Consider the following 25,157-nt stretch of genomic DNA (forward strand, 5'->3'; position numbering starts at 1 on the left):
ATAAAAAAACGCCCCGTTCTCAGGCCGAGAGCGGGGCGTTTTTTATTGCAGCACGGCCTTAAGCGTAGCTTTCGGCTTCGTTGCTTTGCTCAACCAGTTCCAGGCTGATGTTGTTCTGCGCGTTGATCTTGCGATACAGCTCGGCATCGGTCTCCAGGACCTTTTCGCGAGCCGGGAAGATCTCGTGCAGCTTGGTTGCCCACTCGCCTGCAGCTTTTTGTGGGAAGCAGCGCTCGATCAGTTCCAGCATGATCGACACGGTCACCGAAGCGCCAGGGGAGGCGCCCAGCAGTGCCGCCAAGGAACCGTCCTTGGCCGCGACCAGCTCGGTGCCAAATTGCAGCACGCCGCCTTTTTTCGGGTCTTTCTTGATGATCTGCACCCGTTGGCCGGCCACTTCCAGGCGCCAGTCCTCGGCTTTCGCTTCAGGGTAGAAGCGGCGCAGGGATTCCAGGCGCTGCTCCATGGACTGGCGCACTTCGCTGACCAGGTACTTGGTCAGGTCCATGTTGTCGCGGGCCACGGCGAGCATCGGGCCGATGTTGCCGGCACGGATCGACAGAGGCAGGTCGAGGAACGAGCCGTGCTTGAGGAACTTGGTGGTGAACCCGGCGTATGGCCCGAACAGCAGGGACTTCTTGCCATCGACCACGCGGGTGTCCAGGTGCGGCACGGACATTGGCGGCGAACCCACGGCGGCCTGGCTGTAGACCTTGGCCTGGTGGTGCTTGACCACTTCCGGGTTGTCGCAACGCAGCCACTGGCCACTTACCGGGAAACCGCCAAAACCTTTGCTTTCTTCGATGCCCGAGGCTTGCAGCAACGGCAGGGCCGCACCACCGGCGCCGAGGAACACGAACTTGGCGTCCACCTCGCGGCTGTTGCCGCTGTTGACGTCCTTGATGCTCACGGTCCAGCCGGCGCCGTTGCGCTTGAGGCCGGTCACGCGCTTGCTGTACTTGACCTGGGCATCCGGCGAACTGGTGAGGTGGCTGAGCAGCTGGTTGGTCAGGGCGCCGAAGTTGACGTCGGTGCCGTTCATCACGCGGGTGGCAGCGATTTTTTCGTCGAGCGGGCGGCCCGGCATCATCAACGGCATCCACTCGGCCATCTCATTGCGGTCTTCGGTGTAGTGCATGTCCGAGAACGCGTGGTGCTGGCTGAGGGATTCAAAGCGTTTCTTGAGGAACGACACGCCTTTTTCGCCCTGCACGAAGCTCAGGTGCGGGACTGGGCTGATAAAGGACTTGGACGAGCCAAAGGTGCCCTTTTTGGTCAGGTACGCCCAGAACTGCTTCGAGACCTCGAACTGGGTGTTGATGTGCACGGCTTTCTTGATGTCGATGGAACCATCGGCGGCCTGCGGCGTGTAGTTCAGCTCACACAGGCCGGCGTGGCCGGTACCGGCGTTGTTCCACGGGTTGGAACTCTCCGCGGCACCCGAATCCATCAGCTCAACGACTTCCAGCTTGAGGCCGGGGTCGAGCTCTTTGAGCAATACGGCCAGGGTGGCACTCATGATGCCGGCCCCTACCAGTACTACGTCGACTGCTTCGTTATGCGCCATTTAACGCGTCTCCAAAATCTGCAGCACCAAATTGACGGCATGGCTGCCAGGAGTGACGGGGCGGTTCACGTGTTGCCCCAGGTTACCCATGGCCAGGATCGCCATGTCCGATTCGCAATTCTTTGCAATTTCAGCGCACGCTTCCTGCCGGCTAATCTGCCTATGAACGCATTCATGGGCGCCTGTGGCAATTCGACTTATGGTCAAAGCGTGCGATTCGTGCAACCAATCCGTAGCGGACAGGCTCAAGCTCCGGTTGTTGAGGAGTACTCGGTCCTGTGTGGTTGGGCTGTTCCAGACGCTGATGGTGCTTGTACAAACGCCAAACTATTCATTTGCTCGCCACACTCTTGTGAAGTTGTGAAAACCCGTTTTTTTCACGCTCTTTTGAAGACGTGAACCTCAAAAAAGGGCTGCCCCAGCCTGGCACCTGGCCCGCACAACCTTTGCCGAGACGCGGCAAGACGGGCAAACAACTCAAGTGGCCGAGCGCAATGGCAGCTCTGGCAGATTCGGTAAAGAGGGGTGGTTTGCAAAGAAAACAGCAAGCGCGCCAGCTTCACTCGATCTGTGTGGGCGGCTCTCTGTGGGCGATTCTTGAGGTTACTGCCGAGGCAATAACGATGCTGCGAGGCCCGATCAGGAGACGTCCTTATAATCGGGGGGAGATTGTAGCGAAGAACGCCAAGGAAATGGGCGTGTTTTATGACTTTTATTAGGACTTCGGTCAGGCGGCCAACGGCTGGTGGCGGGGCGACCGCGCAGGGCGCGGGCTGACGCGTGCGCTGGCCGGCAATGGGTGGTGCATCCAGCTCAGGCGAATCTCTTCGATTTCTACCCAGCCTTCGCCGACCGGAGGCTGGTGGCACTCTTTAAAGGCCTGGCAGCGACCTTGCACATCGAGCAGGGCGAACTGGCGAAGGGCGGGCTTGCGGGTAAACAGAGACCAGAGAAAATGCATGGCGATCAACCTCCTGAGATTGGGGCCAAGCATGCCCGCGTGGGATGACGAGCCCATGTAACGGCTGTGACATCTGGGTTACAACGAACCGCGATCTCGGCTACAGGTCACAGGTTGTAACTGGCGCTAGTTCCGCGCAGTGGCGCCCCGCTATACTGCCGGCCTGTCGGTACCTGATTTCTGGAGAGAAGAGCATGTTGCAACGCCTGTTGTTCGGTTTGATCACTGTGACCAGCTTGACCCTGGTTGGCTGCGCCAACAGCCCGCAACAACTGAGCCCTGAGCCGAAAATCACCACGCAACTGGCTCCGGTGGGCCATGGCCAGCCGGTGTCGGTGCGGGTCGTGGATGGTCGTCCGTCGCCAACCCTGGGTTCCCGTGGTGGCCTGTACCCTGAAACCGCCCTGGTGTCGGTGAACGGCCAGGACGTGTTGCCCAAGCTGCAGGCCCAGGCCGAAGCTGCCGTGCGTTTGCTGGGTTTCACCCCGGCCAACTCGCCGGGCGCGCCTCAACTGACCATTACCCTGGCCGAGCTGAAGTACCAGTCGCCCAAGGAAGGCCTGTACGTGACTGAAGCCTCGATTGGCGCGACGTTCAAGTCCGACGTCACTGCCGGCACGCGTCGCTACAGCGGCCGCTACGGCGCTTCGCTCAACCAGCGTTTCGGCATGGCGCCGAACCAGGAAACCAACACCAAGCTGGTCAGCGACGTGCTGAGTGATGCCTTGACTCGCCTGTTCAAGGATCCAAGCATCGGTTCATTGCTCAGCTCGCAATAACCGCTTACTAAAAAAGCCGGGCTCAGCGATGAGCCCGGCTTTTTTTCGCCTTCAGTTTCATGCGGCGGTGTCGATACAGAAATCCAGCAGGCTCACCCCCGTCAACCCATCGGCCTCCGGCAGGTCCGCATGCTGATGCCCGCCCAGGGCGCAATACACCAGCCAATGGCGGTCCTGGACGTTGAACGCCAGGCCGCCGATCAGCGCCTCTTGCTCATCGCTGGGTGCGATCAGATACAACCGATCCTGGTTTTGCGCGTGCAGCATGACAAGCTCCCGAACGTTCGAAGGGCAACAGAGTGGCCTGTTAAGGTGACGTTCAGGTGACGCTGTAAATTACTGGATACATTAGCCGTCAATGGGGGAGGGAGCATTTTCAGGCGCCGGAGGCCACTATCGTTCAGGTTTGTATCTGAATTGATACCAAGACACTGTATTCCTGAGGTTTGCGATGGCGCTGCCCGCACTATTGATCAACGCTGTGGCTTTATTGGTGGCCTGCCCTGGGGCGGCCCTGTTGTTTTTTACCCGCCTGCGCGAACAGCGCGCGATGGCCGACCTGGCCGCGCAAAGCGAAGACCGCGCGATCGACCAACCGATGTTGTTTCTGGATGTGCGCACCGAACGGGCGCATCGACTGGCTTACCGCGTCGGGTTCGCCTGCCTGGGGTTGGCGTTGGCCATCTCGTGGCTGAGCACCCACCTCTGAAAAAACCGCTGAACAAATGTAGGAGCGGGCTTGTGTGGGAGCTGGCTTGCCTGCGATAGCATCACCTCAGTGTGACTGATACACCGAGGTGTCTGCATCGCGGGCATGCACGGCTCCTATACAAGCCCGCTTCTACACAAGATGGTTCGTACAGCGGTTACAGTGGAATTCCCGCCTTGACCCGATATTGATTGCGCACCGGTGTTGCATATTGCACCACCAGGAACGGCCGGTGCTCGGCCGGGCATTCGTTCAGGCGGCGCTCCCATTCAGCCTTGGCCTTGGCCAGTTCGTCCGCCGGGAACACCTCGGCCGCCGTCGGCACCTGTAATTGCGGGTCGGCGTCGCTCCATTGCTGATACGCCAGGTAGTGCACCGGGAACAGCCGGTAACCGCCGAGAATCTGCCGGTCCATTTCCACCGCCAGCAGCTTGGTGTCTTCGAAACGCTCGGTGATCGGCGGCGCGAAGTTGATGTGCACCCGGCCCTTGTAGCCGGTGATACCCAAGGCAATGCTCACGTCATCTTCGCCCGGCGCCTTGGTGTAGGTGCCGGTTGTGGCGCGGATATACAGCTCGCGGGCCTTGGCCGCGTCGCATGGGTCGTACTCGTAGCTGATGGACACCGGCGTCAGGTTCAGCGACTGGATGACCTCGGCAAACGGCTCGTCCTTGCGGCTGACGTGGAACATCTTGAGGATCGCCGACTCGGTGCGATCGTCCCCATCCTTGGCGCGGCCTTCGGCCTGGGCGATCCAGATGGACTGGCAATCGTTGCGGATCGAATGGTTGATGTAGGCCGACAGCAGGTTATACGCCGCCATCTTCTCCTTTCGCCCGGTGATCGAGCGGTGCACGATAAAACTCTTGTTCAAGCGCATCAGGTCGCTGACAAACGGCTTTTGCAGCAGGTTGTCGCCGATGGCGATGCGCGGCGTCGGCAGGCCGGCGTGGTACACGGCGTAGTTGACGAAAGCCGGGTCCATCACGATATCGCGGTGGTTGGCCAGGAACAGGTAGGCGATGCCGGACTTGAGCTGCTCGACGCCGGTATAGGTCACGCCGTCGGTCGCCCGGTCGATGGTGTGATCGACGTAGTACTCGACTTTGTCCTGCAGCGTGGCCACGGTAGTGACGCCGGCAAACTCACGGCGCAATTTGCGGGCGATCATCGGCTTGAGCAGCCAGCCCAGGGCGCCGGCAAAGCGCGGGAAGCGGAAGTGGGTCAGGATGTCCAGAAAGGCCTTGTCACTGAACAGTCGGGCCAGCACTGCCGGGACTTCGCTGTCGTTGTAAGGTCGGATGGTATCGAATTCGCCCATCATGCTCTCTTGTTAGAAACGGCTAGGGTAAGTAGAGGAAATGCCAGGGGGCGGCCGGAGTAATGGGCTCGGCCGAACGATAACCCTGTAAATAGACCGGCGATTATACGCACAAGTCACCTTGGAGGCTGCGATGCTGGAAACCGCGACGTACGATTGTCCTTATTGTGGTGAAGAGGTCGAGACAACGGTGGATTTATCGGGTGGCGATCAGACCTATATAGAAGACTGCCAGGTGTGCTGCCGGCCAATTACCTTCGTTCTTCAGGTCCATGATGAAGAATGGATGCTTGAAACCCTTAGCGAAAATGAATAGCGGGGGCGCCCATGCAGCGAATCTACGAACCGGAAAACCTGATGGAAGGCGAGCTGTTGCAACAGATGCTCGCCAGCGAAGGTATCGAAGCGCACCTGGTGGGCCGCCATTTGCTCGGCGGCACCGGCGAGCTGCCGATCTTCGGCCTGCTGGGGCTGGAGGTGGACAACGACCAGGCGGCCTACGCCCGCGAGCTGATTACCGCCTACATCGGCGCGCAGCCGTTACCCGGCGATGAACCCGACAGCTTCCCCGACGTGCTGGTCTGTTAGGCTGTCGGTCGGTTTACCCAAGAGTCGTGTTGCCCCATGTGTGGACGTTATGCCCTGTTTCGCTGGAACCCCACCTTTGCTGCCTTGCCGGGCTTTCCGGCGGACCAGCAGGCCCAGTGGAACATCTCTCCGAACGATTCGGTGCTGATCCAGCGCCAGAGCGAAGGCCAGCGCACCCTGGCTCGCGCCCGCTGGGGCCTGACGCCGCCGTGGCTGACGGACCTGTCCCGCACGCCGGCTCATGCCCGCGCTGAAACCCTGGCCGAACAACCGATGTTTCGCGAAGCGTTTCGCCAGCGCCGTTGCCTGCTGCCCGCCAATGGTTTCTACGAATGGCGCGGTACCCAGCGTAAACGCCCCTATTGGTTGACGCCGGGGGAGGGCTCCACGTTGTTTTTTGCCGCGATCTGGGAAGCCTACCCGGTGCAGGAGCAGGTGTGGCTGAGCACGGCGGTAGTGACGCAAGCCGCGCAGAGTCAGCGACGACCATTGATCCTGGACGCTGCCGGGCAGGCCGCCTGGCTGGATCCGGAGACCCCACTGCATGTGCTGCAAGGCCTGCTGGCCAGTGAGCCCGTCGCGTTGCGCGAGCGGGTCCTGGCCAATATGGTCAACGATCCCAAGCTCAACGGGCCGGAGTGCCTGACCCCGGCGTGAGCCTGGGGGTTATGGGGTGTAGGTGCGGGCCGCATCGCAGGCAAGCCAGCTCCCACATTTGGATCTGTGAATACACTCCGATGTGGGCGCTGGCTTGCCTGCGACAGGGCCCTCGAGACCGCCAAAAGCTCAATCTTGAACGGATGGATCCGCGGCGCCGCCGCAGTAAGGGCGTGTGGGATGTATCCGAAAATGAGTGGTTAAACGTCTGTTGTATCTGGCGTCGATACACACGAGCGCCTACGATACGCGCCATGTTTTCAGGGAGAGCGTTTATGAAGAAATCATTGGCGGTAAGTGTGTTGGCGGCAGCGGTGTTGCTGGCCGGGTGCCAGTCGGTCAATACCACCAGCGGCGGCGCCGTTGGGGTAGAGCGCAAGCAATACATGTTCAGCATGCTGTCGAGCCAGGAAGTCGACCAGATGTATGCCCAGTCCTACCAGCAGACCCTGGGCGAAGCCAGTGGCAAAGGCCTGGTGGACAAGACCAGCGCCAACGCCAAGCGCGTGCAGGCGATCGCCAACCGCTTGATCGCCCAGGCGCCCACGTTCCGCCCCGATGCGGCGCAGTGGAAGTGGGAAGTGAACCTGATCAAAAGTGATGAGATGAACGCCAACTGCGGGCCTGGCGGCAAGATTTTCGTGTACAGCGCGTTGATCGATAACCTCAAGCTCACCGATGACGAATTGGCCGCGGTGATGGGTCATGAAATTGCCCACGCCTTGCGTGAACATGGCCGCGAAGCCATGTCCAAGGCCTACGGGATCGAGATGGCGAAGCAGGGCGCCGGCGCGTTGTTCGGCCTGGGCCAGGACAGCCTGGCACTCGCGGACACGGTGGCCAACTACGGCATGACCTTGCCCAACAGCCGCAGCAATGAAAACGAAGCGGACCTGATCGGCCTGGAGCTGGCGGCGCGTGCTGGCTACAACCCGAACGCCGCCATCACGCTGTGGAACAAAATGGCCAAGGCTTCCGAAGGCGCGCCACCGGAGTTCATGAGTACTCACCCGGCGTCCGACAGCCGAATCGCCTCGTTGCAGGCGGCGATTCCGAAGGTGATGCCGCTGTACCAGCAAGCCAAGAAATCTTGATTAAACGCTGAACCTTTGTAGGAGTCCGGCTTGCCGGCGATGGCGTCCTGAAGATCGCTATCGCCGGCAAGCCGGACTCCTGCAGGTGGTGTGCTAGATCCAGCCGCTGCTTTGCATGGCCTTGTACACCGCCACGATCGCCAGGATGAAAAACGCCGTGGCGGCCAGTCGACGGATCAAGGTCAGCGGCAGTTTCTCTGCAGCAAAATTCCCCGCCAGAACCACCGGTACGTTGGCAATCAACATGCCCAGGGTGGTGCCGATAATCACCAGCCACAGCTCCGGGTATTGCGCCGCCAGCATCACCGTGGCGATCTGCGTCTTGTCACCGATTTCTGCGAGGAAAAACGCGATCAGCGTGGTCAGGAATGGCCCGAACTTGCGCGTGGTGCTGGCTTCGTCATCGTCGAGTTTGTCCGGTACCAGGGTCCACAACGCCGTGGCGCAGAAGCTCGCCGCGAGTATCCAGTGCAACACTGCATCCGAGAAGAAACTGCCAAACCAGGCCCCCACGGCACCGGCGGCCGCATGGTTGGCCAAGGTTGCGGCGACGATGCCGGCGATGATCGGCCAGGGCTTGCGAAAGCGAGCGGCGAGAATGAGCGCGAGCAGTTGCGTCTTGTCGCCGATTTCGGCCAAGGCAACGATTGCGGTAGGAACGAGTAGTGAATCCAGCATCAGGTAAGTTTCCAGGGGCGGGTCGACACGGCTATGACACGTACAGCCTTCCCGCCCCGGGTAAGGTGTGCGTGTCATAGGTCTTGTCAAACCCCGGTCCGTCTGTGCGGACTCCTGGGTCGCATACGCCATGGCCTGTTGACCAAGTATGTTGACGTATGCCGGACGAGCGTGGCGCTCGTGGGAGACTACTCCCCTAGGACGGAGCGGATTCTGCCTAGGCAAAACCCATTCGGCAAGCCTTCTTTTTCAAATTGCCATTAGCCGCGCTTGGCACGATAAATGCGAAAACCGTTGCCTTCGGCCTTGATCGCACACACGCCCAGATGCTCCTCGATCAGCGGCTGGTACTTCAGGAAGCTATTCGCGACCAGGCGTAGTTCGCCGCCTTTTGCCAGATGTTTGGCAGCTTTTCGCAGCAGGTTCTCGGTGGCGAAATAATCGGTATGCACGCCGACATGGAACGGCGGATTGCTCAGGATCGCGTTCAAACCCATCGGCGCGGCATCGATGCCGTCACCGGTCAACACCTCGGCTTCCAGGCCATTGGCGGCCAGGGTCAGACGGCTGCTGGCGGCGGCAAAGGCATCTACATCCAGCATCGTCACGGTGTTGTGCGGATAGCGACGTTTTACCGCAGCCCCGAGCACGCCGGCGCCGCAACCGAAGTCGAGCAAATGGCCGCTCGGCAACTTATCCAGATGCTCCAGCAACAGCTCGGTACCGCGATCCAGGCGACCGTGGCTGAACACGCCGGGCAGGCTCACGACCTTGAGTGGCCCTTCGGCCAGCGGGACGTCGAAGACCTGCGCGAGGCTTTGCAGGTCGACCGCCTGCGGCGCGTTGGCCACCGTAACCTGCCACAGCTGGCAATGGCGCGCGTTGTCGAGCTTGCGCGGTTTGCCAAAGGGGATCAGCTGTTTGGCGGCGCTTTCGATGCCGCCTTTTTTCTCGCCGACCAGAAACAGCTCGGCGCCGGGCAGTCGCGCGGCCACGGCGTTGAGCAGGTAGTCGGTGAGGTCCTTGGACTTGGGCAGGAAGATCACCGCCGCATCAAACGTACGCTCGGGCACCGTTACGCCGAACTGGCTGCGCGCGGGGAAGCGCGCGTCGAGCGCTGCCTGGTCGCCGGCATGCCAACTCCAGCCGTGGGCGTTGGGCAGGCGACCCAGCAGGTCGTCGGCAGGCAAACCTACCAGCAGCAGGTTGCCTTGAAAAAGTTCGGCCTGACGAAGCAGTACTTCACTGCGCGGATCCATGGTCTGCTCCTTGAAAAGGGGCGCAGTTTATCAACTCACAACGCGCAGCGGGGCGCCGCTGAAAAAGCCCCGGGCGTTTTCCGTCAGTTGCCCGACGATGCGCTGGCGCGCCTCGCGACTGCCCCAGGCATTGTGCGGGGTGACAATCAGCCGAGGGATATCACCGGCCAGCAGCGGGTTGCCGTTGACCGGCGGTTCCACGCTCAATACGTCGGTCGCCGCGCCGCCCAGGTGACCGCTGCGCAACGCGTCTGCCAGGGCCTGCTCGTTGATCAAGCCACCGCGCGCGGTGTTGACGATGAACGCGCCGGGCTTGAGCAGCGCCAGTTCGCGGGCGCCGATAAAGTCGCGGGTGTGCTCGTTGAGCGGGCAGTGCAGGGTCAGCGCGTCGACCTGCGCCAGTAGTTCATCCAGCGGCACGCGGTCGGCGCGGGCAGGGCGGCCCGGGATCGCGCCGAGCAGTACGCGCATGCCAAAGGCTTCGGCCAGGCGTGCGACCGCGCTGCCCAGCTCGCCATGGCCCAGCAGGCCGAGGGTTTTGCCTTCCAGTTCGACAATCGGGTAGTCCAGCAGGCAGAACTGCTTGGCTTGCTGCCATTTGCCGGCGGCCACGTCTCGCTGATAGTCCTTCAAGCGCGTCGCCAGATTGAGCAGCAACATGATCGTGTGTTGTGCCACCGACGGCGTGCCGTAGCCCTGGCAGTTACTCACGGTGATGCCATGCGCGCGGGCGGCCTCAAGGTCGACGTTGTTGGTGCCGGTGGCCGACACCAGGATCAGCTTGAGTTGCGGGCACGCCGCCAGGGTTTCGGTGCTCAGCGCGATTTTGTTGCTGATCACCACGTCGGCGCCCTGCAGGCGCTCGACCACGTTCTGGGGCGTGGTGTCGGTGAACAGCTGCAACTCGCTGAAGGTGTTGCGCAACTCACTGAGGTCAAGGTCCCCCAAGTCCAGGGACGGGTGATCAAGGAAGACGGCGCGGCGATTGTTCGTCATCAACTGTACCTTTTGCGACTGAGTTCGAAGGCGTAATCTGCCGAGCCTATCAGATGAAATAATCAGTTACTTAATGGAGTGAGTATGTACGTCGCCGAGTTTTTGACCGTGGCCTTGATTCACTTGTTGGCGGTGGCCAGCCCTGGCCCGGATTTCGCCGTGGTGGTGCGCGAGAGTGTTACCCACGGCCGTCGCGCCGGCACCTGGACCGCGCTGGGGGTGGGCTCGGCGATTTTCCTGCACGTGGGGTATTCGCTGCTCGGTATCGGTTTGATCGTGTCCCAGTCCATCGTGCTGTTCAACGCGCTCAAATGGGCGGCGGCGGCCTACCTGTTGTACATCGGTTTCAAGGCCCTGCGCGCGCAGCCGGCCAAGCCTGCCGCCGAGGGCGAGTTGCACCGTGAAGCCGGTGAGCGCACCCCGCGCGGCGCGTTTACCGCAGGTTTCGTGACCAATGGCTTGAATCCCAAGGCCACGCTGTTCTTCCTCTCGCTGTTCACCGTCGTCATCAACCCGCACACGCCGCTGGCGATCCAGGCCGGTTACGGCGTGTACCTGGCGGTGGCGACGGCGCTGTGGTTCTGCCTGGTGGCGATGCTGTTCAGCCAGCAGCGCGTGCGCGCAGGTTTTGCGCGGATGGGGCACTGGTTCGATCGGACCATGGGCGCGGTGTTGATTGCGATTGGGGTGAAGCTGGCATTCACCAGCATGAAATAAGGCCAATACTGGCGCAAAGCTAGCATTCACAAGGGTCTGCAAATCATTCCTTTGGCTGATTTGGCTGAAACATAAGGTCTCTAAAGTGCAGGCCTACAAGCCAAGACCGTGCAGTCATTAAAGGGATTCTTATGTTGCAGACCCGTGTTATCCCGCCCGCCGAAGGCGCTTACCAGTACCCGCTGTTGATCAAGCGCCTGTTGATGTCCGGTACCCGTTACGAGAAGACCCGGGAGATCGTCTACCGCGACAAACTGCGCTACACCTACCCGACCCTGACCGAACGGGTTGCCCGCCTGGCCAACGTATTGACCGAGGCCGGGGTCAAGGCCGGTGATACCGTGGCGGTGATGGACTGGGACAGCCACCGTTACCTGGAATGCATGTTCGCCATCCCGATGATCGGCGCGGTGATCCACACCATCAACGTGCGGCTGTCGCCGGAACAGATTCTCTACACCATGAACCACGCCGAGGACCGCTTCGTGCTGGTCAACAGCGAGTTCGTGGGGCTCTACCAGGCCATCGCCTCGCAGCTGACTACCGTCGACAAAACCTTGCTGCTCACCGACGGCGACGCGAAAACCGCCGAGCTGCCCCATCTGGTCGGCGAGTACGAAACCCTGCTGGCGGCCGCCAGCCCGAAGTACGATTTCCAGGATTTCGACGAAAATTCCGTCGCCACCACCTTCTACACCACCGGTACCACCGGTAACCCTAAAGGCGTGTACTTCACCCATCGCCAGTTGGTGCTGCACACGATTGGCGTGGCGACCATCATGGGCAGCGTCGACAGCGTGCGCCTGCTCGGCACCAACGACGTGTACATGCCGATCACGCCGATGTTCCACGTGCATGCCTGGGGCTTGCCGTACGTGGCGACCATGCTCGGCCTGAAACAGGTCTATCCCGGCCGCTACGACCCCGAATACCTGGTGGAGTTGTGGCGCAAGGAAAAGGTCACTTTCTCCCACTGCGTGCCGACCATCCTGCAGATGCTGCTCAACGCCAAGGCCGCCCAGGGCGTGGATTTTGCTGGCTGGAAAATCGTCATCGGCGGCAGCGCCCTCAACCGTTCGCTGTATGAAGCGTCCAAGGCACGCGGGATTCAGCTGACCGCCGCGTACGGCATGTCCGAGACCGGCCCGCTGGTGTCCTGCGCCCACCTCAACGAAGAGCTGATGGCGGGCACCGAGGACGAGCGCACCACGTATCGCATCAAGGCCGGCGTACCCGGGCCGTTGGTGGAGGCGGCGATCATCGACGGCGACGGGAATTTCCTGCCGGCCGATGGCGAGTCCCAGGGCGAGTTGGTGCTGCGCGCGCCGTGGCTCTCGGAAGGCTATTTCAACGAGCCGCAGAAGGGTGCCGAGCTGTGGGCGGGTGGCTGGATGCACACGGGCGACGTGGCCACGCTGGATGCCTTCGGCGTGATCGATATCCGCGACCGCATCAAGGACGTGATCAAGACTGGCGGCGAGTGGATCTCTTCCCTGGCCCTCGAAGACCTGGTCAGCCGGCACCCGGCGGTACGCGAAGTAGCGGTGGTGGGCATCGCCGACCCGCAGTGGGGCGAGCGCCCGTTTGCGTTGCTGGTGGTGCGTGATGGCCATGTGATAGGGGCCCGTGAACTCAAGGAACACCTCAAGCCGTTCGTGGAACTGGGCCATTTGAGCAAGTGGGCGATTCCGAACCAGATCGCCGTTGTTACGGAAATTCCCAAGACCAGTGTCGGCAAACTCGACAAAAAACGTATCCGCATCGACATCATTGAATGGCAGGCGAACAACAGTACGTTCCTGTCCACCCTCTGAGCCGCTTGGCCGTGCCCAAAAGGCACGGCAATGCTCTATCTCGCGCCTTCACTTGTGATTTGCCAATTTTCAGCCATCCTTGCCGCGTCGGCCCTCGCCGACATGGCGAAAGGGTTGTGGCAGACGGGTTGGTGATGCAAATCACACTTTAGAGGGATCAAGCGCTACCCCCTGCTGGCTATAGTCCCTTCCAGAGTTTTTCACGGATGTTCCGCTTCGGGCCATGGGGGCCCGGTTGCCGAGCGGCATTGGAATCGTTGTATTCCGGCCGTTACACGCATCACAGAAAGAACTCACTGCCATAACAATAATGCACATGGAGTAGCGTCGATGACCTCAGTAAACCAGTTCTGGCGCCGGGCGAAGTTGCCCCTGGCCGTCAGTCTCGCCTCTACGCTCGCCGGGCCCGCATTCGGCGTCAGTTTCAATATCGGTGAAATCGAAGGGAGTTTTGACTCGTCTCTTTCCGTGGGGGCCAGTTGGTCTACATCTGAGCGCAACCGCGATCTGATCGGCGTCAACAACGGTGGCAAGGGGTTGTCGCAAACCTCCGATGATGGGCATTTGAACTTCGACAAGGGCGACTCCTTCTCGAAGATCTTCAAGGGCATCCATGACCTTGAGTTGAAGTATGGCGATACCGGTGTGTTTGTACGTGGAAAGTACTGGTATGACTTCAAGCTCAAGGACGATGACCTGGACTTTAAGAACATCAGTGATAAAGGCCGTCCGCAAGGCGCCAGGTCTTCGGGTGGGCAGATTCTCGACGCGTTCATTTATCACAACTACTCGATTGCCGATGAGCCGGGCTCGGTACGTTTCGGCAAGCAGGTAGTGAGTTGGGGCGAAAGTACTTTCATCGGCGGCGGTATCAACTCTGTCAACCCGATTGACGTCGCTGCTTTCCGTCGTCCAGGCGCCGAAATCAAAGAAGGTCTGATTCCGGTCAACATGTTCTACGTGTCGCAGACCCTGACCGATAACTTGTCGGCGGAAGCTTTTTACCAGTTGGATTGGGAAAAGACGGTGACCGACAACTGCGGGACGTTCTTCTCGCAAGCAGACGTGATTACCGGCGGTTGCGATGACAACCTTCGCCTGCTCAGCAAGCGTTCGGTACTCGCGGCAGGGGGGGCTCTGGGACCTCTGGCCCCTTATGGCCTCAACATCAACGAGGAGGGTGTGCTGGTAAGGCGTGATGGCGACCGGGATGCACGCGACGGCGGCCAGTTTGGCGTGGCCATGCACTATAACTTCGAGCCGCTGGACACCGAATTCGGCGCCTTCTTCATGAACTACCACAGCCGGGCACCGATCTTCAGTGCCAAAGGTGCGTCGGCCGCTACCTATGCAGCAGCCAATGCATTCCCGATAGCCAGGTTGCGCCCACTCATCGTTGCGGGTAACTCCAGCTATTTTATCGAATACCCAGAAGATATCCGCCTGTATGGCCTGAGTTTCTCTACAACATTGCCGACAGGCACGGCGTGGAGCGGTGAAGTAAGTTACCGCCCGAATGCGCCGGTGCAACTCAACACCACCGACATCCTCTATGCAGGCGTCACGCCTCTGGCGGGGTTCACTAATGCATCACCCCTCAAGGGTGTGGCGGGGCAGGACCTGAATGGGTACAACCGCAAGGAAATTACCCAGATCCAGACAACCTTCACTCACTTCTTTGATCAGGTCATGGGCGCCAGCCGCTTGACGCTGGTGGGCGAGGTCGGCCTGACTCACGTGGGCGGTCTGGAAAGCAGCTCAAAAGCTCGTTACGGACGTGACCCGGTATTTGGTCCGGGCCGCGGTTCCATGTGCACCGCACTCAACTCCAGCACCTTCGACGGTGCAGGCCCAGGCACCGACCGCAGCAACCTGACCACCAACTGCAACAACGACGGCTTCACCACCGCCAACTCCTGGGGCTACCGTGGCCGTGCCATCTGGGAGTACCCGGATGTGTTCGCCGGTGTGAACCTCAAGCCGAACGTGGCCTGGTCCCATGACGTCAGCGGTTACTCACCTGGCCCTGGCGGTAACTTTGAAGAAGGCCGTAAAGCCGTAAGCCTTGGACTGGATGCCGAATACCAGAATACCTACACCGCGAGCTTGGCCTACACCAACTTCTTCGGCGGCAAGTATTCCACCGTGGATGATCGTGACTTCATCGCACTCAGTGTCGGCGCCAACTTCTAAGCGAATGCATTTCTAGGAAGAACCAGAACATGAAAATAACTAAAAGTCTGTTGCACGTGGGTGTGCTTGGGCTGTCGATCCTGGCGAGCAACGTCATGGCGGCGGTCTCGGCGGATGAAGCGGCCAAGCTGGGTACGACCCTGACGCCGATGGGGGCCGAGATGGCCGGTAACGCGGCGGGTACCATTCCGAAATGGACGCCATTGCCGACCAACGCCGGCGCTGTCGACGCGCGTGGTTTCCTGGCCAACCCTTACGCCAGCGAACAGCCGCAGTTCACCATCACCGCAGCGAACGTCGAGCAGTACAAGGACAAGCTGGCGCCGGGCCAATACGCGATGTTCAAGCGTTATCCGGACACCTTCAAGATGCCGGTCTACCCGACTCATCGCGGCGCCACCGTGCCGGCTGATGTGTTCGCCGCCATCAAGAAGAACGCCACCACCACCAACCTGGTGTCCGGCGGCAACGGCCTGGAAAACTTCGAAACCGCGATTCCGTTCCCAATCCCGAAAAGCGGCGTGGAAGTCATCTGGAACCACATCACCCGCTATCGCGGCGGCAGCGTGACCCGCCTGGTGACCCAGGCCACGCCGCAAACCAACGGCTCGTTCAGCCTGGTGTACTTCAAAGACCAGTTCGTATTCCGCGACAAGATGAAGGATTTCGATCCGAAGAATCCGGGCAACGTGTTGTTCTACTTCAAGCAGCAAGTGACCGCGCCGGCACGTCTGGCCGGTGGTGTACTGCTGGTGCACGAGACCCTGGACCAGGTGAAGGAGCCGCGCTCGGCGTGGGTCTACAACGCTGGCCAGCGCCGTGTGCGCCGGGCGCCGCAAGTGTCCTATGACGGCCCGGGTACCGCCGCCGACGGCCTGCGTACCTCCGACAACCTCGACATGTACAACGGTGCGCCGGATCGCTACGACTGGAAACTGGAAGGCAAGAAGGAAATCTACATCGCCTCCAACAGCTACAAGATCGACGATCCGAAGCTCAAGTACGCCGACATCATCAAGGCCGGCCACATCAACCAGGACCTGGCACGCTACGAGCTGCGCCGCGTGTGGCACGTGGTTGCGACCCTGAAGGAAGGCCAGCGCCACATCTATGCCAAGCGTGACTTCTTCATCGACGAAGACACCTGGCAAGCCGCGGTCATCGACCACTACGACGGTCGTGGCCAACTGTGGCGCGTCGCCGAAGCGCATGCCGAGAACTACTACGACAAGCAAGTGCCGTGGTACGCCCTGGAAACCCTCTACGACCTGCAGTCCGGCCGCTACCTGGCCCTGGGCATGAAGAACGAAGAGAAGCAGGCCTATGACTTCGGTTTCACCGCCACCACCAGCGACTTCACCCCCGCAGCCCTGCGCCAGGATGGTGTTCGCTAAGCCCGCAATCCCTCGATAGGGAAGCCGGCCCCGTGTAGGAGCTGGCTTGCCAGCGATAGCATCCCCTCGGTGCAACTGACAGACCGAGGCGCCTGCATCGCCGGCAAGCCAGCTCCTGCTTTTTTGTGGTGAGATTTTTTGTCGCAGTTCTTTTCAGTCATTTGTTGCAAAGATCTACAAACCTGCCGCTTTTACCGCTAGTCTGCGGACATCTGCAATGCCGACAACAGCCTTCTACAAGAGCCCGGCGATGACTGATCTGTCCCGAATCCAAGGGCCTGCCAGCGCGGTAATCCCGACCCTGGAAGGTCGTTTCTACAGGCCACCGCTGCCTGACGGCTATGTGCTGCGACCGCGTTTGTGCGAACGCCTGGCTGCTGGGCTGGAAGGTCGCCTGCTCTTGGTCAGCGCGCCGGCGGGGTTCGGCAAGAGTTCGTTGGCGGTGGAGTTCTGCCAGGGCTTGCCTGCTCACTGGCAAAGCCTGTGGTTGGGCCTGAGCCCGCGCGACAATGACCCCGGGCGTTTCCTCGAGCGCCTGCTCGATGGCTTGCAGCAATTCTTCCCGCAACTTGGCGCCCAATCCCTGGGCCTGCTGAAGATGCGCCAGCGTCACCAACCTTTCGCCTTTGAAGAGTGGCTCGATGGCCTACTCGATGAACTGACCGTACACCTGTCCAGCCGTGCACCGCTGTTGCTGGTGCTGGATGACTACCATCTGGCCCAGGGCCCGGTGCTCGACCGCTGCCTGCAATTTTTCCTCAATCATTTGCCTGATGGGCTGGTGGTGCTGGTCACCAGTCGCCAGCGGCCGGATTGGCATTTGGCGCGCCTGCGCCTGTCGCGGCACTTGCTCGAGTTGCATGAACAGGACTTGCGCCTGACCCATGCAGAATCCCTGGCCGTGCTGGACCACCACAGCAGTTCATTGCGCGGCGAGGCCCTCGACAACCTGATCCGGCGCAGCGAGGGCTGGGTTGCCGGCCTGCGTTTCTGGTTGCTGGCCGCGTCCGAAGCCGGCAGTGAAGGCGCCTTGCCGCAAAGCCTGCATGGCGGTGAAGGGCTGATTCGCGATTACCTGTTGGAAGAGGTGATCGACTGCCTGCCGGCCGAAGTGCAGGCCTTCCTGTTCGACACCGCCCCCCAGGAGCGCTTTTGCAGCGAGCTGTGCGATGCGGTGCGCGAAGCCCACGACAGCGCGGAAATCCTGCGGTACCTGCAATCCCACCAGGTGTTCCTGGTGCCGCTGGATGAGCAGGGCCATTGGTTCCGGTATCACCATCTGTTCTCCGACCTGCTGCGCACTCGCCGTGCCAGCAGCAATGTGTTGCCTGCCGCCAGCCTGCACCTGCGTGCCTGCCGTTGGTTCAACGCCCAGGGCTTGATCGACGAGGCGGTAGAGCAGGCGCTGCGCGCCGGGCATCTGGACGTGGCCGCCAACCTGGTACAAAACCTGTCCGAGGAGCAGCTGCTGGCCGAGCAGAATGTCGGCATGCTGCTGCGCTGGAAAATGGACTTGCCCGACAGCCTGTTGATCAGTACGCCGCGCTTGATCGTGCTGTACAGCTGGGCCTTGGGCCTGGCCTGCCAGTTGGACGCGGCGGAAGAGTTGTCGAGCTACCTCAGTCGTTTCCTGCCGGCACCGTCGGCAACCGCGCAGAAATCGATGCTGGCCCAATGGCTGGCGCTGAGCGGGATCATCGCGCGTGGGCGGGGCGATCGCGAGCTGACCCAGCGTTATTGCAGCGAAGCCTTGGAAAGCCTGCCGCAACGCCGTTATGGCCAACGGCTGATGTGCCTGTCGACCCTTTCGAACCTGGCCATCGTCGACGCCGACCTGTGGCGCGCGCGCGGCTTGAATCGCGAGTCGCTGGAGCTGGCGCAGCGCGTCGGCAACCCGCTGTTCGAGGCGCTGGCGCATTACGACCGCGCGCGGGTACTGCAGGCGCGCGGTGAAATCCTGCGGTCTTTGGATGAGGTTCGCCAAGGCCTGCAGCGCCTGCACGGGCTGGCTCCACAGCGGCTTTACGCGGTGCGCGCGCGGTTATCGCTCTATGAAGGTTATCTGTTGCTGGTGCGGTTCGAGCCCGAGGCCGGCCTGGCTCGCCTGCGTGCCGGTCTCGCCGAGGCCCGTGCGTGCCGCGACATCAGTGTGCTGATCGGACATTGTGTGATCGCCAGTTTCGAAGGGCGCCGCGCGGATTTCCCCAAGGCCTTCGCCGAACTCGCCGAAGCCGAACGCCTGATGCACATCTGGGACGTGCCGCCGATCTACTACCTGGCGATGATTACCCTGATCAAATGCGAACTCTGGCTGGCCCAGGGCCGCACCGACCTGGCTGACGCCTGGCTGACGCGCCTGGGGCAAACCTACAACGGTGAACACGCCGCCGCGGCGCCGGAGTTTCATCCTCATTTGCCGCAACATATCGGGCTGCAACAGGCTGCACTGGATGCCACTCGCCATCAGCCCGAGGCGGCGCTGCAACGGCTTGAAGCGCTGGCGCAACAGGCCCACAACAGCGGGCGCCAGATGATTGCGCTGATGGCCCTGACCCAACAGGCGCAGTTGTTGCTCGAGAACGGCGACGAGGCCAAGGCTCGACCGGTAGTGGCACAGGCGCTGGAGGCGGGCGCGGGCGGCGCGCTGCAACCGTTCCAGCGGCTGCTGGAAAACCACCCGGACTGGATGCGCGAGCAACTCGGCAAGGATCCCCACGGTTTGCTCAATCAGAGCCTCCTGGCCCGGCTGCCGGCGGTCATCGTGGTCGAGGCGTCACCCAACCACGAAACCTTGAGCGCCCGCGAGCTGGCGGTCCTGCAATTGATCGCCCAGGGCTGTTCGAACCAGGAAATCAGCAACCGATTGTTCATCTCCCTGCACACGGTCAAGACCCACGCGAGCCATATCAACAGCAAGCTCGGGGTAGAGCGGCGCACCCAGGCGGTGGCGCGGGCGCAGGAATTGAGGCTGATTGGGTAAAGAATCCAGCTTCCTGCCGACCGAGCCTGTCAGGGTGAGCAAGCGTTCTGTGGCGAGCGAGCTTGCTCGCGTTCGGCTGCGCCGCCGCGCCATTCTGTTTTAATAGTGCAATCAGAACATCACCTTGCACTTGCACCAGAGGCCCGCCATGAACACCCCCAAGCCGACACTCATCCGCGAAACCTTTCCCGTCGGCCCGTTGCAGTGCAACTGCACCATCATCGGCGATCCCGTCACTAAAAAGGCCATCGTGGTCGACCCGGGCGGCAATCACGAATTGATCCTGGCACGTCTCGATGCGCTGGGCCTGAAAGTGGTGAGCATCATCCACACTCACGCTCATCTCGATCACTTCCTGGCATCGGGCCAGTTGAAAGAGAAAACCGGCGCCACCCTGCATCTGCACAAGGAGGACCAATTCCTCTGGGACAACCTGGAAATGCAATGCCAGATGTTTGGTGTGCCCTACACCCCGGTGCCCGCGCCGGACCGCTGGCTGGCCGATGACGAAGAGCTGGCCTGCGGTTGCGGTGTGGCACTGCATACGCCGGGGCACACGCCGGGGTCGATGAGTTTCTGGTTTGCGGAAGCCAAGCTGCTGATTGCCGGCGACACGCTGTTTCGGCGCGGAGTCGGCCGCACGGACTTGTGGGGCGGCGACCAGGCGACAATCGTGCGTTCGATCAAGCAGCGGCTTTACACACTCGACGAAGGTGCGACGGTGGTGACGGGGCATGGACCGGATACGCGCCTGGGGGATGAGATGCGCGAGAACCCGTTTGTGAGGGCGTGAAGGACTAATCCCAAGGGCAGGGCTGACCTTTAGCGGGCAAACGTTGTAGCAAAAAACACAGGTCGCATTCAGGAACCGTCTGCTACGGTTTCTGTAGCGGCGATGGTGGCCAATGTTTTGTTACAGGCCCGCACGTGGTCGCGGAATTTTTACCGTCTGTCGTGTTCCAAACTCGGCACAGGTCCATTGCCAATGTCCTTTGCACCACAGAATGCAAAAGTAGGAGCTCCCCTCATGTTCACTTCGCGTCGTCTGCTTGTTGTCGCTACTGTCGTAGCCCTGTTATCCGGCTGCGCTTCACCTAATCCTTATGACGGCAGCAGCCAGGGACAGGCGAGTAATGAATCCGGCGGTATCAGCAAGACCGCCAAGTACGGTGGCCTGGGCGCCCTGGCAGGCGCATTGGCAGGTGCGGCCATCGACCATAACAACCGTGGCAAGGGCGCACTGATCGGTGGCGCCATCGCTGGTATCGGCGCTGCAGGCTACGGCTACTACGCCGACCAGCAGGAAAAGAAACTGCGCGAGAGCATGGCCAACACCGGGGTTGAAGTTCAGCGCCAGGGTGACCAGATCAAGCTGATCATGCCGGGCAACATCACCTTCGCCACCAACTCGGATGCGATCTCCAGCAGCTTTTACCAGCCGCTGAACAACCTGGCCAACTCGCTCAAGCAGTTCAACCAGAACACCATTCAGATCGTTGGCTACACCGACAGCACCGGCAGCCGCCAGCTGAACATGGATCTGTCCCAGCGTCGTGCGCAGAGCGTGGCCAACTACCTGACCTCGCAAGGCGTCAGCCCGACCAACCTGAGTGCCCGCGGTGCCGGCCCGGATAACCCGATTGCCAGCAACGCTGACGTCAACGGTCGTGCCCAGAACCGTCGCGTCGAAGTGAACCTCGGCCCGATCCCTGGCCAGCAATACGGGCAGCCAGGTGCCCAGCAACAAGCGCCGCAGCAGAACAACCAGTTCCAGGGCAACCCGTACTCGCAGTACCAGTAAACTTTCGCCAATAAAAAGGGCGCCGTGCAGTCAATGCACGGCGCCCTTTTTGTGGCTGTCGGTTACATCAGTCGATGTACTCGAACACCTTCACGATTTTTTGCACGCCGGACACGCCTTGCACCAGGTTGGCTGCGCGAGTGGCTTCGGCCTGGGTCAGCAGGCCCATCAGGTAGACGATACCGTTGTCGGTGACGACCTTGATGCGCGAACCGGGGATCGCATTGTCGGTGAGCATCTGCGCCTTGATCTTGGTGGTCAGCAGGGCGTCATTGCTGATGGCCAGCAGGGTGATCGGTTCCATGACCTGCAATTCGTTGTGGACCTTCTTGACCCGCTGCACGGCCGACGCCGCTTGTTCGGCCTGGGCCTTGAGGTCGGCGCGCGGGGTCTGGCCGGCAAGCAGCACCACACCGTTGAAGCTGGTGACGACGATGCGCGAGGCGCCGTTGCCCAGGTCCGTGGCGGCCTTGGCGACGTTCACTTCGACCTTGGTTTCGATCAGCGAGTCATCAATCTTGCTGCCGAAGGTGCGGGTACCCTTGTCATCCTGAATGGGGGTGTCTCGTGTCGCGGTGATGGCCGTGCTGCAACCGCTGATGCCGAGGCACAGCGCAATAGCCAATAGGCTGAGACGTTTAACGGTCATTCTTCACTCCCGAACAGTTGGCTGTCGATCAGATCGCACAGGCAGTGGATCGCCAGCAGGTGGACTTCCTGAATACGTGCGGTGACATTGGCCGGGACGCGAATTTCCACGTCTTCAGGCAGCAATAGCGAGGCCATGCCGCCGCCATCGCGTCCGGTCAATGCTACGACAATCATTTCGCGATCATGTGCGGCCTGGATCGCTTGAATAATATTCGCCGAGTTGCCGCTGGTGGAAATCGCCAGCAGCACATCGCCCGGTTGGCCCAGGGCGCGGATCTGCTTGGAGAAGATTTCGTTGTAGCTGTAGTCGTTGGCGATCGAGGTGATCGTCGACGAGTCGGTCGTCAGGGCGATGGCCGGCAGGCTCGGGCGTTCACGCTCGAAGCGGTTGAGCAGTTCGGACGAGAAATGCTGGGCATCGCCGGCTGAACCGCCATTGCCGCACGAAAGCATTTTGCCCTCGTTGAGCAAGGCGTTGACCATGACCTGACTGGCTTGCTCGATGTGCGGTGCAAGTACTTCCATCGCCTGTTGCTTGGTGTCGATGCTGGCCTGGAAAAGCTGGCGAATTCGGGATTGCATGTCCATCTGTGTGACCTTAAGTAGCGCGGCTGTTTGGCACAGGAATGTGCAGCCCGCAAAGCAAAGAGCAAAAGTGTGTGGTGAAGATGTCCGGTGAATCAGCTGTCGAAGGCACTCTTGAGCCATCTCAGATCAGCAGAACCCGACGGTGTGCTTTCTATGGCAACCACATCGAAACGGCAGGGGGAATCGGCCCAGCGATGCTCTTTCTGCAGGAAAAACTGCGCGGCGAGTATCAGCTTCTGACGCTTGCGCCCGTCAATACTGGCGAGCGCGCCACCCCATTGTGCGTGTTTTCTGTAGCGGACTTCGACGAATACTACTGTATCGCCGTCAAGCATGACCAGATCAAGCTCGCCGCGTTTACATAACCAGTTCTGCGCCAGAAGGCGCAGACCCTGTTGTTGCAGATGTTTCAGAGCTTGAAGTTCGGCATCCTTGCCGCTTTGCGCGCGGGACCGCTCGGGCATCAGCGCGGGGTGTCCGGCAGGCGTTGGATATCGCCACCGACGAACTTGGCCCACGGCATCTGGCGGTCAACGCGCTGGTTGGCGTTGATGCCCAGGCTGCCCGAAAGGCCGTCAACGCGGGTATCCGGGAGCGCCTTGAGCTGACCCAGGCGCGGCGCCAGGCGGTAGGCATCGACACCCATCGCATACAGGCGGCCGAGGCTGCCATTGGCTTGTGGCCATTGCGCGGCAACCTGGTTGCGCAGTGGGTCGGTGGTGTTCAGCAGCCAAGGGGTTTCGCAGAACATCACGTTGGTCATGTCCAGGTACTGGTTCTTGTCACCGCTGGCGCTGAACACGTGGGAGGTCGCGTACACCGGCACGTCACCGGCATATTGGAAGTTCAGGGTCGGCTTGATCTGCTGGGCCAGTTGCGGGGTCACGGCCAGGAAGATGAACTCAATGTCCTGGCGACGCGACGGCTGTGCCGCTACGTCGGTGCCCACCGTGCTTTGCAGGCTCTTGGCGCGGCCTTCGCTTTTACGCAGCTGGAACAAGTCGGCAATTTGCTGGGCGAGGGCAACAGGCTGGTCGACATACTCGACACCGACGACGGTGCCGCCGTTGGCTTCCCAATCCTGGCGGAAGGCCTTGTAGACACGCTCGCCCCATTCGCCACGCGGCACCATGGCGGCAGCGCGATGCAGGCCGTCGGCGCGGGCGCGGCGCGACACTTCGCGAGCTTCGTCTTCAGCCGCGAGGCCGAACTGGAACAGTTGCGCCGGGCTCTGATCGGTCTCGCTGTAGTTCAGCGCCAGGGTAGTGATCGGCAATTGCGGGCGTGCGCTCAGCTGTTTGACCAGTGGCTTCTCCAGCGGGCCGACCACCAGTTGCACGCCGGCAGCCTGGGCCTTGGCGTAGAAGTCGTCGAGGGAAGTGAGGCGCGAGCTGTCATAGAACTCGATAACCGGCGGCTTCTGCCCGGCTTGTTCAGCCTGGTAGTGCGCGGCCATGAAACCTTCACGCAGCGCCTTGCCGACACCGGCCAGCGGGCCGTCCTGTGGCAGCAGCAGGGCGATCTTGTTCAAGGGCTGGCTGGCCAGCTCCTTGAGCTTGGTCAGCGGCGTCGGCAGCTGCACGGCCGCCGGGTGACCCGGGTTCTGCGCGCGCCAGGTGTCGATGGCTGCTTGCTGCTGTTCCAGCGTACCAGCGCCCTTGACCGACTGGGCCAGGGTGATCCAGCCGTCGAGCACCGGGTTGCCGCTGGCTTGCAGCTGATCGGCAGGCAGGGCGGCGATCAAGGTCCAGATGGCTTCGTGGTTGCTGCGGGCGGCGTCGCCGGTCAGCAGCGGGGCCATGGCCACGCGTTCGCGGGCGGCGACCAACGTCTGGCCATCGGCTTCATACGCGCGGGCATGCACGCTGCCGGTGCGGATCTGCTGTTCGGCCGGCAGGTCCTTCAGGCTTTGCAGGCTCGGATGGTTCAGGGCCGTCAACGCCGCCTTGGGCTGGTTGCGAGCCATCGCCAGCTCAGCGGCCAGGGTGCTGGCAAAGACTTGCGCAGCTGGCTTGAGGACGTCCAGTGGCACCTGCGCAAGGATCTGCGCCGAGCGGCCAGGATTGTTCTGCTTATAGGCCATGTCAGCCGCACTCAGGCGCAGCAATGCGGCCTTTTCTGGCGTCTTGGCGGTAGTGGCCTGTTCGAGCAGTTGCTCGATACTGGCGTCCGGGGTCCGTGGAAGGTCGCCAAGGCTGGACGAGGGCGAGCTGGCGCAAGCGGCCAGCAAGGCAGCGAGGCAGAGGGCGGAGAGCAGCCGCAGGCAAGCGATCATGTAAGTGTTCCTGATACCGATCAAATTAGCGTGGAATTGTACCCAAGCACTGGCCCAGGCGCGATGTTACTGGCGTGAAACCGTCGATTTAGGTGGTGCAAATGTTGCTGTCGGGCGTCGACGGCTGAAAAGGCA

The 25,157-nt window shown here is 61.3% G+C and carries 24 protein-coding genes and 1 riboswitch; of the genes, 13 read left to right on the plus strand and 11 right to left on the minus strand.

Features of this window, described 5'->3' with window-relative positions; genetic code table 11:
- Positions 1-58: 58 nt before the first annotated feature.
- Together mqo and JFU04_RS04000 are read right to left on the minus strand one after the other, a co-directional pair.
- Positions 59-1,567: a malate dehydrogenase (quinone) gene (mqo, locus tag JFU04_RS03995; RefSeq protein WP_065900751.1), complete on the minus strand. Its 1,509-nt coding sequence runs from the start codon at positions 1,565-1,567 to the stop codon at positions 59-61.
- 727 nt (positions 1,568-2,294) lie between these two features.
- Entirely contained in the window at positions 2,295-2,528 is a 234-nt protein-coding gene (locus tag JFU04_RS04000) for a hypothetical protein (protein ID WP_065900757.1), read from the minus strand.
- Positions 2,529-2,722: 194 nt separating this feature from the next.
- Between JFU04_RS04000 and JFU04_RS04005 the strand changes: the two genes are divergently transcribed.
- Entirely contained in the window at positions 2,723-3,307 is a 585-nt protein-coding gene (locus tag JFU04_RS04005; RefSeq protein ID WP_065900759.1) for a YajG family lipoprotein, read from the plus strand.
- Positions 3,308-3,364: 57 nt separating this feature from the next.
- Here the strand turns inward: JFU04_RS04005 and JFU04_RS04010 are convergent, their stop codons facing one another.
- A complete protein-coding gene (locus JFU04_RS04010; protein ID WP_065900761.1) occupies positions 3,365-3,574 on the minus strand; it encodes a hypothetical protein in 210 nt (69 codons plus the stop codon).
- A gap of 184 nt (positions 3,575-3,758) precedes the next feature.
- Here JFU04_RS04010 and JFU04_RS04015 point away from each other — a divergent pair, with 184 nt between their 5' ends.
- Positions 3,759-4,016: a hypothetical protein gene (locus JFU04_RS04015; RefSeq protein ID WP_065900763.1), complete on the plus strand. Its 258-nt coding sequence runs from the start codon at positions 3,759-3,761 to the stop codon at positions 4,014-4,016.
- A 157-nt stretch (positions 4,017-4,173) separates the two neighbouring features.
- Here JFU04_RS04015 and JFU04_RS04020 read toward each other — a convergent pair whose 3' ends face one another.
- Entirely contained in the window at positions 4,174-5,337 is a 1,164-nt protein-coding gene (locus tag JFU04_RS04020; protein WP_177343919.1) for a 1-acyl-sn-glycerol-3-phosphate acyltransferase, read from the minus strand.
- Positions 5,338-5,470: 133 nt separating this feature from the next.
- Between JFU04_RS04020 and JFU04_RS04025 the strand changes: the two genes are divergently transcribed.
- From JFU04_RS04025 to JFU04_RS04040, 4 genes are all read left to right on the plus strand, one after another.
- Positions 5,471-5,653 carry a CPXCG motif-containing cysteine-rich protein gene (locus JFU04_RS04025; RefSeq protein ID WP_201143541.1) on the plus strand — a complete coding sequence of 61 codons (183 nt, stop codon included), beginning with the start codon at positions 5,471-5,473 and terminating at the stop codon, positions 5,651-5,653.
- Positions 5,654-5,664: 11 nt separating this feature from the next.
- Positions 5,665-5,925: a putative signal transducing protein gene (locus JFU04_RS04030; RefSeq protein WP_064450739.1), complete on the plus strand. Its 261-nt coding sequence runs from the start codon at positions 5,665-5,667 to the stop codon at positions 5,923-5,925.
- 36 nt (positions 5,926-5,961) lie between these two features.
- Entirely contained in the window at positions 5,962-6,582 is a 621-nt protein-coding gene (locus JFU04_RS04035; protein ID WP_065900768.1) for an SOS response-associated peptidase, read from the plus strand.
- A gap of 275 nt (positions 6,583-6,857) precedes the next feature.
- Complete coding sequence (locus JFU04_RS04040) at positions 6,858-7,676, plus strand: M48 family metallopeptidase (protein WP_065900771.1); 819 nt, start codon at positions 6,858-6,860, stop codon at positions 7,674-7,676.
- A 93-nt stretch (positions 7,677-7,769) separates the two neighbouring features.
- On the opposite strand, the gene JFU04_RS04045 is transcribed toward JFU04_RS04040, so the two are convergent.
- From JFU04_RS04045 to JFU04_RS04055, 3 genes are all read right to left on the minus strand, one after another.
- Entirely contained in the window at positions 7,770-8,354 is a 585-nt protein-coding gene (locus JFU04_RS04045; RefSeq protein WP_004372026.1) for a TMEM165/GDT1 family protein, read from the minus strand.
- 88 nt (positions 8,355-8,442) lie between these two features.
- Positions 8,443-8,564: riboswitch (yybP-ykoY riboswitch) on the minus strand.
- 50 nt (positions 8,565-8,614) lie between these two features.
- Entirely contained in the window at positions 8,615-9,613 is a 999-nt protein-coding gene (locus JFU04_RS04050; RefSeq protein ID WP_065900774.1) for a class I SAM-dependent methyltransferase, read from the minus strand.
- Positions 9,614-9,643: 30 nt separating this feature from the next.
- Positions 9,644-10,609 (minus strand): 2-hydroxyacid dehydrogenase, encoded by a 966-nt coding sequence (locus JFU04_RS04055; RefSeq protein ID WP_065900777.1) that lies wholly within the window; start codon positions 10,607-10,609, stop codon positions 9,644-9,646.
- A gap of 84 nt (positions 10,610-10,693) precedes the next feature.
- Here JFU04_RS04055 and JFU04_RS04060 point away from each other — a divergent pair, with 84 nt between their 5' ends.
- From JFU04_RS04060 to JFU04_RS04090, 7 genes are all read left to right on the plus strand, one after another.
- On the plus strand, positions 10,694-11,326 hold the full coding sequence (locus JFU04_RS04060; RefSeq protein WP_025855566.1) for a LysE family translocator: 633 nt from the start codon (positions 10,694-10,696) through the stop codon (positions 11,324-11,326).
- A 131-nt stretch (positions 11,327-11,457) separates the two neighbouring features.
- On the plus strand, positions 11,458-13,140 hold the full coding sequence (locus tag JFU04_RS04065) for a fatty acid--CoA ligase (RefSeq protein WP_065900780.1): 1,683 nt from the start codon (positions 11,458-11,460) through the stop codon (positions 13,138-13,140).
- Positions 13,141-13,470: 330 nt separating this feature from the next.
- Positions 13,471-15,333, plus strand: a complete 1,863-nt coding sequence (locus tag JFU04_RS04070; RefSeq protein WP_201143542.1) for a DUF1302 domain-containing protein — start codon at positions 13,471-13,473, stop codon at positions 15,331-15,333.
- 29 nt (positions 15,334-15,362) lie between these two features.
- Positions 15,363-16,727: a DUF1329 domain-containing protein gene (locus JFU04_RS04075; protein WP_065900787.1), complete on the plus strand. Its 1,365-nt coding sequence runs from the start codon at positions 15,363-15,365 to the stop codon at positions 16,725-16,727.
- A 250-nt stretch (positions 16,728-16,977) separates the two neighbouring features.
- Entirely contained in the window at positions 16,978-19,707 is a 2,730-nt protein-coding gene (locus tag JFU04_RS04080) for a LuxR C-terminal-related transcriptional regulator (protein WP_201143543.1), read from the plus strand.
- A 148-nt stretch (positions 19,708-19,855) separates the two neighbouring features.
- Positions 19,856-20,500, plus strand: a complete 645-nt coding sequence (locus tag JFU04_RS04085; protein WP_065900793.1) for an MBL fold metallo-hydrolase — start codon at positions 19,856-19,858, stop codon at positions 20,498-20,500.
- A 234-nt stretch (positions 20,501-20,734) separates the two neighbouring features.
- Positions 20,735-21,508 carry an OmpA family protein gene (locus JFU04_RS04090; protein WP_065900796.1) on the plus strand — a complete coding sequence of 258 codons (774 nt, stop codon included), beginning with the start codon at positions 20,735-20,737 and terminating at the stop codon, positions 21,506-21,508.
- Positions 21,509-21,575: 67 nt separating this feature from the next.
- Here the strand turns inward: JFU04_RS04090 and JFU04_RS04095 are convergent, their stop codons facing one another.
- The 4 genes from JFU04_RS04095 to JFU04_RS04110 form a co-directional block, all read right to left on the minus strand.
- Positions 21,576-22,157, minus strand: a complete 582-nt coding sequence (locus tag JFU04_RS04095; protein WP_065900799.1) for a BON domain-containing protein — start codon at positions 22,155-22,157, stop codon at positions 21,576-21,578.
- A complete protein-coding gene (locus tag JFU04_RS04100) occupies positions 22,154-22,747 on the minus strand; it encodes a phosphoheptose isomerase (RefSeq protein WP_007972584.1) in 594 nt (197 codons plus the stop codon). Before JFU04_RS04100 ends, JFU04_RS04095 begins: the two co-directional genes overlap by 4 nt.
- Before the next feature lie 92 nt (positions 22,748-22,839).
- Entirely contained in the window at positions 22,840-23,211 is a 372-nt protein-coding gene (locus JFU04_RS04105) for a YraN family protein (protein ID WP_065900802.1), read from the minus strand.
- Positions 23,211-25,022 carry a penicillin-binding protein activator gene (locus JFU04_RS04110; protein WP_201143544.1) on the minus strand — a complete coding sequence of 604 codons (1,812 nt, stop codon included), beginning with the start codon at positions 25,020-25,022 and terminating at the stop codon, positions 23,211-23,213. Before JFU04_RS04110 ends, JFU04_RS04105 begins: the two co-directional genes overlap by 1 nt.
- Positions 25,023-25,157 lie beyond the last annotated feature (135 nt).

It is taken from the genome of Pseudomonas sp. TH21, assembly GCF_016651025.1.
Lineage (GTDB): Bacteria > Pseudomonadota > Gammaproteobacteria > Pseudomonadales > Pseudomonadaceae > Aquipseudomonas > Aquipseudomonas aylmerensis.